The organism is Streptomyces sp. C1-1 (genome assembly GCF_050214755.1).
In the GTDB taxonomy this organism is placed as follows: Bacteria; Actinomycetota; Actinomycetes; order Streptomycetales; family Streptomycetaceae; genus Streptomyces.
The window spans coordinates 6,331,512-6,344,317 of the sequence record NZ_CP189826.1; the positions used below are offsets into that span (position 1 = coordinate 6,331,512).

Here is a 12,806-nt window from a genome sequence, read left to right on the forward strand (position 1 = left end):
GAAAGGAGCGGGCATGGACCGAAAGAAGCGACGTCCCCGGTCCCGGGTGCTGGCCGTCGTCGCGGCGGCCGCGGCCGCGTCCCTCGTGCTGGCCTCGGGCACCGGATTCGCCGCGGGGGTGGTGCGGGTCGGCGACCCGCCCGCCTCCACACCGGCGCTTCCCGCGACCCCGCCGCTGCCGTCGGCGGTGACGCCTGCTGTCGTCACCGCACCGCCCGCCGTCACCGACCCGTCGGCCGTCGTCACCCCGCCGGCCGTCCAACCCCAGCCGGACACCCCGGCGTTCGGCGCCTTCCTCGACTCCGGTGCCCAGGGCATCGTCCGCATGGCCGAGCTGAGTACCTGGCTGGGCGGCGCGGACCTGCGCGTAGGCCACACCTACCTGCCCGGCAACCACTGGAGCGACATCGAGGGCGCCCCCGGGTTCCTGGACGTGTGGGCGGACTGGCGTACCGAGCGCGCCGACCGGATGCTCGTCCTGAACGTGCCGATGCTCGATCGCAACGAGGACGGCGTCTCCGACGCGGAGGTGGTCCGACTGCTGCGGCTGGGCGCGGTCGGCACGTTCGACGGTCACTTCAGGGCCCTCGCCGAGCGCCTGGTGGAGTTGAAGGTGCCGGACACGGTGATCGTGCTGGGCTGGGAGATGAACGGCGTCACGTACACCTCCCGCTGCGGGCCGGACCCGGAGGCCTGGAAGAAGTACTGGAACAGGATCGTCACCACCATGCGCTCGGTGCCGGGCCAGAAATTCCGGTTCGATTTCGCACCGACCCGCGGCCGGGACGCCATTCCCTGGACGCAGTGCTATCCGGGCGACGACACGGTCGACATCATCGGCATGGATTCGTACGACCAGCCCTCCGGACTGTCGTTCGACGAACAGGTGAAAGAGCCCTACGGCCTGCAGCAACACGTGGACTTCGCCAAAGCCCACGGCAAGCCCATTTCCTATCCGGAATGGGGACTGTTCCGCAACGGCGACAACGCCGAGTACATGAAGCGGATGCTCGCCTGGATGGACGAGCACAAGCCGCTCTACAACACACTCACCGACTACTGCCCGCACGGTGTCTTCGAGTGCGGGGAGAACCCGAGGTCGTCGGCGGTCTACCGGTCCGTCCTCTTCGGCCGCACCGACGAGGCGAGTCCGCCCCCGACCCCGGAGCCCACCAATCCGACCCCGGTGCCGACCTCGACCCCGGTGCCCTCGCCCAACTGCTCGCCGGTGAACCTCGGCGACTGGGTCGAGTACTGGCTCGGCGGGACGCTGTGCCTGCGCTTCGACTGGTGGTCGCGCAACCAGTGAACCCGAGGCGGCGGCAGGTGCCTCACGGCCCGCCGCCACCGCGCTCCCTCCACTCCCGCACGACCCGCACGACCTCCTTGCCCCGCTGCCGCGCGGCCAGGTCGCAGACAGCCGCCGCCAGCAGCGGGGCCGTACGCCGCCGGGCCAGCAGCAGCCGCTGATTGACGGCGGGTTCGGTGCGCCAGTGGTGCTTGTACGGCTCGTCGCCGCGCAGCAGGCTCAGCGTGCCGCGAGCGTGCCGGGTGCAGGCGTCGAGCAGCATCACCGCCACGTCCACCTTGCGTTCGCGCAGACACGGATGGGCGCCGTACAGATAGCCGCCCGCCAGCAGTGGGGACAGCAGGGTCAGGTCGACGGCCACCACGTCGTCGTCGAGCCGGAACTCGGTGACGACCGCGTCCCCGGCACACACCATCGGCCCGACCGCCCGCACCAGATGCTCCCGGAACCGCTCCCGCAGATGCTCGGACGTCACCTTCCGTCCCTGCCACTGCAGTTCGTGCAGCTCCAGCAGCCGCCGCAGCGCCTTGTCCACCTCGCCCGGCCCCACCACATGCCGCTCGACGCCGAGCGCGTCCAGCTTGCGCAGCTTGGCGCGTACCCGCTGGGCCTTCGACGACGGCAGCCGGGCCACCAGTTCGTCCATGGGTACGGCGGGCAGCTCCAGGCACAGTGAGTCGGCCACCCGGCGCCGGGGTCCGTGCCAGCGGTCGTATACGCGCTCGGCCGCCGAGCCGGGCCGTACCTCGCGCAGATCGATCAGCGAGGTGCGGGCGCAGGCGGACAGGCCTTCGGTGAGCGCGGCGGCCGCGTCCTCGCCGCGTTCGTCGTCCAGCAGGACGTCGCCGTAGTCGGAGATCGCCCCGCCGAGCGGCACCAGCGCGGGCACGGGCCGGCGCACCCGCATCAGGGGAGCGGCGGCGACGAGTGCGCCGCCGTCCCGCACGAGCAGCAGGCGCAGCCGTCCGCGCCTGCCGTACGACAGCCACCAGGAGTGCAGCCAGGCATGGCTCTGGAAGGGGGTCGCGGTGGCGCACCGGCCGTGCAGCCGCCCCCACTGCGCGCCCAGTTCACCGAAGGCGACCTCATCGGTGACGAGTTCGGTCGTGTACGTCACAGCTGGCCGTGGGCTTCGGCGGCAACGGCGGGGGACGGCACGGAGAGGGCGCGCCCGGATCCGTCGGCCGTGCGGCGCGGCCGGACCAGCAGCACCAGTCCGCCGAGCAGCCCGCCCGCGCTCGCGCCGACCAGGCCTGTCACCGCCGGGGAGGCGGAGGAGGGATCGGTCGGCCTGGTCGCGCGGGCGAACTGCTGGAGTTCGACGTTGGTCTCGCTCCTCGTGTCGGTGGAGTGCTGGGTCAGCGCACGAGAGACGGCGTTGGCCATGTCCGCGGCCAGGTCCGGGCGGGAGGAGGTGGCCGTGATCGCGACCATCGGGGCGTCCGGCGAGGTCGCCGCCTGCACGCTGGACTGCAGCGTCTTCACGGATACGCCCGCCCACACCTGCGCGCCCCTGAGCACGGCGAGCTGAGTGGCGACCCGGCCGTAGGCCTGCGCGAAGCCCAGCGCGGACGCCGGGTCGGACTTCGAGGTCGGCACGGCGACGACATAACTGGTGGCCGTGTACGTCGGTGGTTCGGCCAGGCCGTAGCCGCCGCCCAGGAGGCCGCCGGCGAGGACGCCGGCCGCGATCAGGGTCCAGGGCGGCAGGGTCCGGGCACGGGTGACGGCCGCCCGGCGCCGGGCGGTGAGGGTTTCGGTCATGACGAGGGGGCTCCCTGGAGTGACGGGGACGACGACGGGGACATCGCGGCCGTGTACACGCCCATGAGCTGGGCGGCGCTGCGGGTGATGCAGTAGTGGCGGGCGGCCTCTGGGGCCGTCCGTGGACCTGGGCCCTGCGCGCGGGTCGCGGCGACGGCGGCCGCGAACTCCTCGACGCCGCACGGAACCCGACGTGCGGAGGCGGCCAGGTACGGAGGCAGGTCCTCGATCGCCGGGCAGGAGGCGTAGAGGACCGGCAGCCCGGAGGCCAGCGCCTCGACGATCGCCAGTCCGAAGGCCTCCTCCGGCGACGGCGAGGCGAGCACGTCCATCGCGGAGGCGAGCGAGGGAAGGTCGGGGCCAGGGGTGCCGTCGGGCACGTAGGGGCGTTCGCCGGTGAACAGGACCCGGTCGGCGACACCGGCCTCGTGCGCGGTGCGGCGCAGGACGTTCTCCTCGTCGCCGCCGCCGACGAGCAACAGCCAGTGGTCCCGTGGGAGTCGTGCGAGAGCGTGAACGAGGAAGTCGAAACGTTTGCCGGGGGCGAGGCGTCCGATGCCGCCGATGACGTACGCGTCCTCGGGCAGCCCGAGGCGGCGGCGGGTGCGGTGGCGCCGGTCGGGATCGAAGCGGAAGCGGGGCAGGTCGATGCCGTTCGGGACGACCTCGATGCGGGGGGCCGGGACGCCCCAGCGGCGCAGGCGCTCGGCGACCGTGGGGGAGACGGCGACGGTCGAGCGGCCCAGGCGCTCGCTGGCCAGGTACAGCGAACGCACCCCCCGCGACAGCCGCCGGCCCTCCATCTGGGAGTCGCCCAGGGAGTGTTCGGTGGCGACGATCGCCCGGACCCCGGCGAGACGGGCGGCCAGGCGGCCGTAGACGCAGGCGCGGTAGAGGTGGGTGTGGACGAGGTCGTAGCCGCCCGAGCGGATGAGCCGGACCAGCCGGGGCAGCGCGGTCAGGTCCCGGTTGCCGGCCATGCCGAGGTGGGTGACGCGCACCCCGTCGGAGGCCAGCCCGTCGGCCACCGCACCCGGGTTGGTGAGCGTGACGACATCGCAGTGGACGGGCAGGTGCCGCACCAGCAGCCGCAGTTGCTGCTCGGCGCCGCCCACGCCGAGGCCCGTGATCACATGCAGCGCCTTCATCACGCCCCCACGACGGGACGGCGGCGCAGCCGGTGCAGCCGGTGCTTGAGGAAGAGGCGTACGGCGTGGTCGTTCTGCCCGACATGGACGCGGGGGAGGGCGTGCGGGCCGGTCAGCGGGCCGGGGTCGATGGCGCAGGCATACGCGTACCCGGCGTCCCGTACGGCACCGACGACCCGCCGGTCGATCACGCCGTACGGATAACAGAACCCGGCCACCGGGCCGCCGGTCAGTTCCTCCAGCAGGGCCCGGCTCTCGAACACCTCGGCCTCCAGCGTCGCGTCGTTCGTTTGGGTGAGGTCGAGGTGGGTGAGGCCGTGCGAGCCGATCTCGACGCCCTCGGCAGCCGCGTGCCGGATGCCGTCGGCGGTGAGCAGCGCCTTGCGCGGACCGCGGGCATCCCAGGCGTTGCTGCCGCCGAGCCGGCCCGGAAGCACGAACAGGGTGGCACCGCAGTCCCAACGGCCGATGATCGGCAGGGCGTTGTCGACGAAGTCCGCGTACCCGTCGTCGAAGGTCAGCGCGATCAGGTCCCGGCCCTCGCCGCGGGCGCGCGCGGCGAGCAGCTCGGCCAGGGAGACGGCCCTGAGGCCCCGCCGGTGGAACCACCGCAGCTGGGTCTCCAGCCGCTCGGGCGTGACCGTGATGCGGTACGGGTCGTCCGCGCATTCGGCCACCGAGTGGTACATCGCCACCCACGGAACCGGACCGGGGGCGAGTCGTCTGCCGACGTCTTGGGAGTCAACGGCCATGCTTGAGCCTTCGTGTGACGGTGCGTACGGAGTGGAGCGCTGGGTCGAGGCCCTGGGCGCGGAGAGCCAGGCCGAGCAGGAGGAAGACCGTGGTGGCGGTCAGGCAGCCGGCGGCCAGGGCGGGCACGGGGGAGGCGACGTGCTGTGCCACGAAGGCTCCCGCCGGCGTGGCAACCACCGCGGCGCGCAGCGGCTTGGTCAGCTCCGCCAGCACCCGGCGGGTGCGGATCGGGACGCCGCCCCGGCCCATGCCGGCCAGCAGCAGGGCGGCGCTGACCGTGATGCCGGCGGCGTTGGCGGTGGCGATGCCGTCGACGCCCCACGGCAGCACCGTGAAGGACCCGATCCAGGCCGTCACCACGATGCCGGCCGTCATCGCGCCGACCGGGTACCAGGTGGGGCGGGCCGCGGAGAAGTAGGACCGGACGAGGGCGCCGACCAGGGTCTGGCCGAGCAGCCCGAGGGCGTACACGCGCATGACGCCCGCCGTCGCCGCCGAGTCCCTCGGGGTGAACGCGCCCCGCTGGAAGAGGAGTTCGACGATCTGCGGAGCGCAGGCGATCACGATCGCCGTGCCCAGCAGCACGATGCACGCGGCCAGCGACAGGTCCCGCTCCACTCGGATCCGGGCCCGTTCAGTGTCGCCCTCGGCCAGTGCGCGGGCCACCACCGGGAAGGTGACGGTACTCAGCATCAGCGACAGCGCCATCGGCATCTGGGCGACCTTCTGCGCGTAGTTCAGGTGCGAGATGGCGCCGGCCGGGAGGTGGGAGGCGAGGAGCCGCTCGATGAGCACCTGCGACTGCCGGCACAGGGCGAAGAGCAGGACGCTGGCGACCAGGGCGAAGTCCATGGGGCGCACCTGGCCGGGGGCGCAGGCGGCCACCGTGTCCGCCCGCTTGCGCAACTGCCGCCACAATGAGGGCAGTTGTACGGCGATCATCAGGCATCCGCCCATCGCGACGCCGACCGCCGCCGATCGCACCCCCCAGCGGCCGCCGAGGACGAACATCCCGCTGATGATGCCGATGTTGTAGGCGACGTAGATCGCGGCGGGGGCGAGGAAGCGGCGGTGGGCGCGCAGGGCCGCGCTGCAGTAGCCGGCCAGCCCGAAGCTGAGTACGCAGGTCGCCGTGAGCCGGGTGCAGTCGACGGCGAGCGCGGGGTGGGGCAGGCCAGGGGCGAGGGCCTCGACCAGTTGCGGTGCGGCGACGACGAGCAGGACGGCCGTGGCGACGAAGCCCAGTGTGAGGCGCGGCAGGGTGGCACCGACCAGGGCGCGGACCGGATCGCCGGGAACACCTTGCGCGCGCCGGGCCAGCGCCGCGCTGAACGCCGGGACAAGCGCGAACGCCAGACCCTCCTCGATCAGGAGGGTCGCCGCGAACTCCGGCACGGTCCACGCCACCAGAAACGCGTCCGTCTCGCTCCCGGCCCCGAACAACCGGGCCAGCGCCTGGTCCCGCACCAGCCCCAGCAGGGCCCCGGCGACGGAGAGCCCGGCGGTGACGAGGGCGGCCTTGGCGAGGAACCGCCCGGACGCGGAGGCCGAGTCGGGGGCGCCGCCCGCGCCGGGACGACCGGCCGGCGCCTCGCCATCTCCGGGGCGGGTGGTGGGGTCGTACGGGGGGACGGGGCTCGGTGCGCTTGCGAGGGTCCGGGCGTTGGTGGGGTCGTACGGGGGGACGGGGGTGGGTGCGCTTGCGAGGGTCCGGGCGTTGGTGGGGTCGTACGGGGGAGCGGGGGTCGGTGCGCTCTCCGGGGACCGGGTGTCCGTGGTCCCGGGGGCGTGCCAGGGGGCGGCCGGGGCCGGCACTCCCAGGGCGTCCGATCCGTCCGTGGGGCAGGGCCCTCCTGGGACGCCCGCCGTGTTCGCCGGCGTCCCGGGGACCGGCGCGGGCCCGGCGGCGCGGGCGATCCGGGGGACGCCCGGGGGTGTCACCGTCATCGCGACGCGGCCTCCTCGGCATCGCCGACGGTCCGCTCGACCGCTCCCGCGGCCCGTCGGGTCCGGGGCCCGGCCTCGTCGGCCCCGACCAGCGCCCACCAGGCCACCGCGCCGAAGACCACGGCCGTCAGTACGGTGGACGGGCCGCCGATGTCCGCGTAGGCGAAGTCGATGAGCTGCCAGATCAGCAGGCCGGTGCCGATCAGGGAGCAGTCCGGATCCGTGCCCGTGACCCGCGCGCGCCACAGACCGCGCAGGCCGCACACCAGCAGGGCCAGCCAGCTGCCGACCAGGGCGAGGGCCCCGACGAGGCCCTGCTCGGCCAGCACCAGCAGGTACATGTTGTGCGGGGACAGCAGCGGCTGCTTGCGGAAGGCCGTGCCCGCGCCCTCCGTGTCGCTGCCGGAGGAGAGGGCCAGTGAGGCGTGGCTGTCCCGGTGGTCCGGGAATCCCTTCAACCCCACGCCGGTCAGCGGCTGTTCGTGCCACATGCCGACGGCCGCCGCCCACATCGTGTACCGGTCGGTCACGGACTGGTCCGGTGCGTCGGTGACCCGCGTGATGCTGTAGATCCGCTCCTGCAGCATCGCCGAACCGACCCCGAAGCCGCCGACCAGGACGACCCCGGCGGCGACCGCGACGGCCCCCACCTTCAGCGCCCGCCGTGGCCCCGCGAGCACCAGCTGCACCGCGCAGGTGGCCGCAGTGGCGATCCACGCCCCGCGGCTGAAGGACAGGGCGAGCGGGAGGAGCAGCGCCGACGCGCAGCACGCGGCGGCGGCCCGCTGCCGTACCGAGGCCCGGCCGAGCGCCAGACCCAGCGCGCACACCAGGCCGAAGGACACGACCGTGGCCATGCCCATCACGTCCGTCGGCCCGAAGGTGCCCACCGCGCGGACGTCCTCGCCCTGGTAGGAGGCGCCGGTCCCGGTGACGTACTGGTGGACCCCGATCGCCCCCTGCCACACCGCCAGCCCAACGAACGACCAGGCCAGCAGCCGGAAGTCACTACGGCCGCGGATCAGCAGCAGCACGGCGGCCGGCACCAGGACGAAGATCTGGAGGTAGCGCCCGAGACCGGTGATCCCGGCACCTGGCGAGGGCGCCCCCATCGCGGCGACCGCGAGTCCCAGCACCGGAAGGCCCAGTACCAGTGCGGCCGTACGGGACAGGGGGCGCCTCCGGTCCCGCGCGAGACGGGTCGCGCAGTACAGCACCACGAGCGCGGAGACCGCGTCGGCGGGGCCCGCGCCGCTCTCCCCGGTGGGCGGGAGCGGCAGACCGAGCAGGACGAGCACGGCGAGTACGGGCAGGACCGGCGGCCACTCGCGGAGGCGGGGCACGGGCAGGGCGTGACTCATGGGCGCGGCTCAGCTCCCTGTCGGCCGTGCGAGTGCGGCCGCGGTGCGCAGCAGGATGCAGATGTCCTGCCACAGCGACCAGTTGTCGATGTACGCGTTGTCGAAGCGCGCCCGGTCCTCGATCGAGGTGTCGCCGCGCAGGCCGTTGACCTGGGCGAGCCCGGTGATCCCGGTCCGCATCCGGTGGCGGGACGCGTAACCGGGGTGGTTCTGGCTGAACTGGGCGACGAAGTAAGGGCGTTCGGGGCGCGGGCCGACCAGGCTCATATCGCCCCAGAAGACGTTCAACAGCTGGAGCAGCTCGTCGAGGGAGCTGCGGCGGAGGAAGCGGCAGAACCACGACATGCGGTCCTCGTCGGCCACGCTCCAGCGGGTGGCGGACTCGTGCTCGTCGACCGGGCGGTGGGTGCGGAACTTCAGCAGGGTGAAGGGGCGGCCGTCCTTGCCGATGCGCTCCTGCCGGAAGACCACCCCCGGCCCGTCGCTGACCCGCAGCACCACGGCGCACACCAGCAGCAGCGGACTGACCAGCAGCAGGAGCGTCCCGGAGACCAGCACGTCCAGCAGTCGCTTGCCCACGCTTCCGCGCCGCGGCCCGTGCCCCATGTCGAGGCGCCGGCAGGAGAACCCGGCGAGCTGGTCGCGGGTCGCGTACGACGGTGAGTCCGCGTCGACCTCCCACACCTCGCACCCCGACTCGGCGAGCGCCCGCAGCAGCGGTCCCTGCTGGGTCCGTACCGAGGGGTGGACGGCGAGCACGTCCCGTACGCCGTTCTGGATGAGCGCCCGCTGCACCTCCTGACCGGTCGTCAGCACTGGCAGTCCGTCGGTCCTTTCGGGGTGCTCGGCCACGATCCCGACCGGGCGCACCCCGCAGCGCGGGTGACGCAGGACGGCGGCGGCGACGCGCTGGGCGGTCGCCGCCGGGCCGATGACCAGGGCGGTGCGGGGGCGGCTCAGCAGGGCGGTACGCCGGCGCCAGTGCACCAGGCCGCGGCCCGCGCAGTCCGCCGTCGACTGGAGCAGGAAACCCAGCAGCAGGGTGCGGGCGGACAGCGCGTGCGCCGGGGCGTACGCCGCGACGAGCGCCGCGAGCGCCGTCCAGGTCACGGCGATCCGGCCGCAGACGGCGGGGAGTTCGTCGAGGACGCCGGGGGCGTGCTGCGGGAGACGCGGGCGCAGCAGCGTCGACGCGACGACCAGGAGGGCCAGCAGCAGGGGGCCCTGCTCGACGCCCGCGAACGCCACGGCGCCGAGGACGGCGGCGGTGACGTCCGCGGCGAGCAGCGGCACGGGGGAGGCCGGGCGCGCCGGAGGGCGGCCGGCCGGGAACCGGAATCCGGCTCCGGCGGTGCGCGTGGGCATGACCGCGACGGGCGAGAATCCGGGATCCCGTGGCTGCCCGCCGGGCGAGGGGACGGTACTTTCCGCGGTCACGAGTGGATGGACTCCCTGTACTCGGAGGGCACGGCGGCAGCGGCGGACACGTCGCCGAGCAGGTCGCGGTACACGCCCGTCACCGCCTCGGCCGCGTGCCGCACGTCGTGCGTGGACAGGACGTGGCGGCGCCCCAGATGCCCGAGCGACTCACGCAGCAACGGATCGAGCAGCAACGAGGAAACGGCGTCGGCGAGTTGGGCCGGATCGCCCGGGGGGACGAGGCAGCGGGGCATGGGGACGGCCGCTGGGATTCCGGTGCCGGCCGCAGGAGAGGCGGGGGTCTCGGGGCGGCCGGGCGTGAAGACGGGAGCCCGGTTCGCGGGGTTCCCCGGGGCCCGGCGGGCAGGGCGCAGAGCCGGTGGCAGGCTCTCGCGGGCGCCGTCCACGTCCGTCAGGACCACGGGGCGCCCGCAGGCCATCGCCTCCAGCGGGGCGAGCGCCATGCCCTCCCAGCGCGAGGGCAGCACGACCAGGTCGGCGGCCTGGTACCAGGGCGCCGCGTCGGGGACGGTCCCGGCGAAGACCACCGACTCGGGTGCGCGAGAGCGGAGTTCGACGTGGTCCGGCCCGTCGCCGACCAGCACCAGACGGGCCGCGGGGACCCGGTCCTGCACGGCGTACCAGGCGTCCAGCAGGACGTCCTGGCCCTTCTGCCGGCACAGCCGCCCCACGCACACCACCAGCGGGGCCGCCGGATCGACGTGCGGAAGCAGCGCGGCCCGTACGGTGTCGACGGCCGCGGGATGGAAGCGCCCCGGATCGATGCCGTTCGGTACGACCGCCCAGGGGGCGGCGATCCCGGCGCGCGCTCCGGTCGCGCGCTCCGCCTCGCTCACACACACCACCCGGGAGGTCCAGCGCGCCCCCCATCGCTCCCACCGCAGCGCCAGCGCCGCCATGCCCCCCTCGACCGCCTCGAACGACCAGGCGTGCGGCTGGAACACCGTGGGGACGCGTCCGCGCACCGCGAGCCGCCCGGCCAGCCCCGCCTTCGCGCTGTGCGCGTGCACCACATCGGGCCGCGCCTCCGCGACCACCCGCACCAGTCGGCGTACCTCTCGAACGAGTGTCGGGCCCGGCGAGCGGGTCGCCCGCCAGTTGTGTACGTCGGCGCCCAGTGACCGCAATTCGTCGGCGAGACGGCTGGCGGGGCAGGCGACCGAGACGTGCAGGCCGGCCGCGAGTTGCGCCCGCGTCAGGTTCATCACGACACTGGCGACCCCGCCGTCCACCGGCTGGGTGACGTGCAGGACCCGTGACCGGGGGTCGGGTGCTGGCAGGTGCATTGCGCGGTTTCCTCGCTCACGGTGGCGCTCGGGACTGCGGGCGGGACCGCGCCTCACTCAGTTGCGTCGACGGCCCGGAAGAGCACGCCGGCCCATGCCGCGTCCCGCTGGGAAACGAGCCGGAAGGCCGGCTGGTCACCACCGCGTCGCAGAGCGGTTCCGAGATCGAACACATCGGAGCCGTAGCCCAACGTGTTCGAGCACGAGGGCTCCCGCCGGCTCGGAGGCGTGCGCGGGGCGCTGATCGTCGAGTTCAGGACGCCGTCGCGGGGGTTGGCGGCGTCGGTCAGCACGGTGTTCGGCCCGCGCCCCGTGGAGACGGTGAGCGAGTCGGCCCTACGGCCGCGGTCGCCGCCGTGGGCGACCAGGGCCGCCCGGCCCGACGTTCCCTTCGGGACGCGCACACCGCGCGGCCGGACCTCCTGGCCGAAGCGGGCGTCCAGGGTGCCGAAGCCGTCCCACAGGGTCGGGTTCCCGCCCCAGTACAGGCGCGCGTACGTCACCCGGGCGCCGTCCGGCGGACGGACCTCGGCCCGGGAGGAGTTGTAGGTGTCGGGATTGCTGTCGACATCGACGTAGGACCGCGTGCTGACGGCCGTGCCGGCCGCGCGGACGATGCCGCCGTGCTGCAGCGCGTGGTACCGCTCGGCGAACGGCAGGCGCGGGGCCTCGGGGGCGGGGGGCGCGGCGGCGCGGGCCCGCGCGCAGAACACTCCCGGAGCGAGGACGCCGACCGTCGCGCGGCGCAGCAGCGGACCCGGGGAATTACGCATGACTGGCAGTGCCCTTTCGGGAATTCGGGAATTCGGGAACCTCAGGGAGCGAGAGGAATGCGATCGGCTGGCTTCAGGGAGGCGCGTCCGGGGGTGCGCAACTCTAGCCGCTATCCGTATGAATCCCCCAAAAATGGACAAGTGTGTCGGATCGGCGAAACGTGGTCCGTTGCCGGATCACCCCTTTGGCGGCACAACCCGCGCGCGCGTCAGGCGTTGACAAAGCGCCGGGTATCCGCCCGGATGTTTGTGTCAACCCTCAAGGAGCACCTCTCCATGTCGCGTATCGCGAAGGGCCTGGTCCTTACCGCCGCCGCCGCGGCGGTCGCCGGCGGTGCCGGTATCGCCTCCGCCGACTCCGACGCGCACGGCGTCGCCGCCCACTCCCCGGGTGTGCTGTCGGGCAACGTCGTCCAGGTTCCGATCCACGTGCCGGTCAACGTCTGCGGCAACACCGTCGACACCACCGGTCTGCTGAACCCCGCGTTCGGCAACGTGTGCGTCAACGACTGACGTCCCTCGACGTCGCCGCCTTCAGGCGCGCACTCCCCTCGCCGGCCGCCCTCCCGTGGTTCCTCCGCGGGCGAGCGGCCGGTTCGCACTGCCCCGAACGGGGCCGTGCGGTTGCGGGGCGCGAGGGGTGATCCCACGGTGGGCAGCAGGTCCCCTTCACCACCGAACCGTCCTCACCCGGGTCACCGACCTGCTGAACGCCGTCCTCGAGGCCCGCAACGGCCAGTTCCCGGCCGCCGACGCCGACATCCTCGGCAAGGCCGCCACCGACGCCCTCGCCAAGGTCTCCGCCGCTGTCCCCGCGGCGCCCGCGACCCGGCGCTCCCCGCGACCCCCGCCACCCCGGCGACGCCCGCGACCCGGCACTCCCGGGGCCCCCGCCACCCCGGGGACGCCCGCGACCCCGGCGCTTCCCGCGACCCCCGCCACCCCGGCGACGCCCGCGACCCGGCACTCCCGGGGCCCCCGCCACCCCGGCGACGCCCGCGACCCTCGCCACCCCGGCGACCCCC

General features: G+C 74.1%; 11 protein-coding genes. 2 read left to right on the forward strand and 9 right to left on the reverse strand.

Annotated elements, in window-relative coordinates; all coding sequences use genetic code 11:
• Positions 1-13: 13 nt before the first annotated feature.
• Entirely contained in the window at positions 14-1,309 is a 1,296-nt protein-coding gene (locus ACQF4J_RS28880) for a glycoside hydrolase family 26 protein (RefSeq protein ID WP_351565863.1), read from the forward strand.
• Between the two features lie 22 nt (positions 1,310-1,331).
• Here the strand turns inward: ACQF4J_RS28880 and ACQF4J_RS28885 are convergent, their stop codons facing one another.
• The 9 genes from ACQF4J_RS28885 to ACQF4J_RS28925 are packed head-to-tail and all read right to left on the reverse strand — an operon-like array spanning position 1,332 to position 11,781.
• A complete protein-coding gene (locus ACQF4J_RS28885; RefSeq protein ID WP_427167128.1) occupies positions 1,332-2,426 on the reverse strand; it encodes a GNAT family N-acetyltransferase in 1,095 nt (364 codons plus the stop codon).
• Positions 2,423-3,073 carry a lipopolysaccharide biosynthesis protein gene (locus ACQF4J_RS28890; protein ID WP_427167129.1) on the reverse strand — a complete coding sequence of 217 codons (651 nt, stop codon included), beginning with the start codon at positions 3,071-3,073 and terminating at the stop codon, positions 2,423-2,425. The genes ACQF4J_RS28885 and ACQF4J_RS28890 overlap by 4 nt, the downstream gene beginning before the upstream one ends.
• Positions 3,070-4,221, reverse strand: a complete 1,152-nt coding sequence (locus ACQF4J_RS28895) for a glycosyltransferase (RefSeq protein WP_427167130.1) — start codon at positions 4,219-4,221, stop codon at positions 3,070-3,072. The genes ACQF4J_RS28890 and ACQF4J_RS28895 overlap by 4 nt, the downstream gene beginning before the upstream one ends.
• Entirely contained in the window at positions 4,221-4,973 is a 753-nt protein-coding gene (locus ACQF4J_RS28900) for a polysaccharide deacetylase family protein (protein ID WP_351565875.1), read from the reverse strand. The genes ACQF4J_RS28895 and ACQF4J_RS28900 overlap by 1 nt, the downstream gene beginning before the upstream one ends.
• On the reverse strand, positions 4,963-6,921 hold the full coding sequence (locus ACQF4J_RS28905) for a lipid II flippase MurJ (RefSeq protein WP_427167131.1): 1,959 nt from the start codon (positions 6,919-6,921) through the stop codon (positions 4,963-4,965). The genes ACQF4J_RS28900 and ACQF4J_RS28905 overlap by 11 nt, the downstream gene beginning before the upstream one ends.
• Positions 6,918-8,282, reverse strand: a complete 1,365-nt coding sequence (locus tag ACQF4J_RS28910; protein WP_427167132.1) for an O-antigen ligase family protein — start codon at positions 8,280-8,282, stop codon at positions 6,918-6,920. Before ACQF4J_RS28910 ends, ACQF4J_RS28905 begins: the two co-directional genes overlap by 4 nt.
• A 9-nt stretch (positions 8,283-8,291) precedes the next feature.
• Complete coding sequence (locus tag ACQF4J_RS28915) at positions 8,292-9,719, reverse strand: exopolysaccharide biosynthesis polyprenyl glycosylphosphotransferase (RefSeq protein WP_351565884.1); 1,428 nt, start codon at positions 9,717-9,719, stop codon at positions 8,292-8,294.
• A complete protein-coding gene (locus tag ACQF4J_RS28920) occupies positions 9,716-11,008 on the reverse strand; it encodes a glycosyltransferase (RefSeq protein WP_427167133.1) in 1,293 nt (430 codons plus the stop codon). Before ACQF4J_RS28920 ends, ACQF4J_RS28915 begins: the two co-directional genes overlap by 4 nt.
• Before the next feature lie 53 nt (positions 11,009-11,061).
• Positions 11,062-11,781, reverse strand: a complete 720-nt coding sequence (locus ACQF4J_RS28925; protein ID WP_427167135.1) for a hypothetical protein — start codon at positions 11,779-11,781, stop codon at positions 11,062-11,064.
• A gap of 276 nt (positions 11,782-12,057) precedes the next feature.
• On the opposite strand from ACQF4J_RS28925, the gene ACQF4J_RS28930 reads away from it, so the two are divergent.
• The gene (locus ACQF4J_RS28930) at positions 12,058-12,294 is read left to right on the forward strand and encodes a chaplin (protein WP_351565892.1); all 237 of its coding nucleotides are present in this window, start codon (positions 12,058-12,060) and stop codon (positions 12,292-12,294) included.
• Positions 12,295-12,806: the final 512 nt, after the last annotated feature.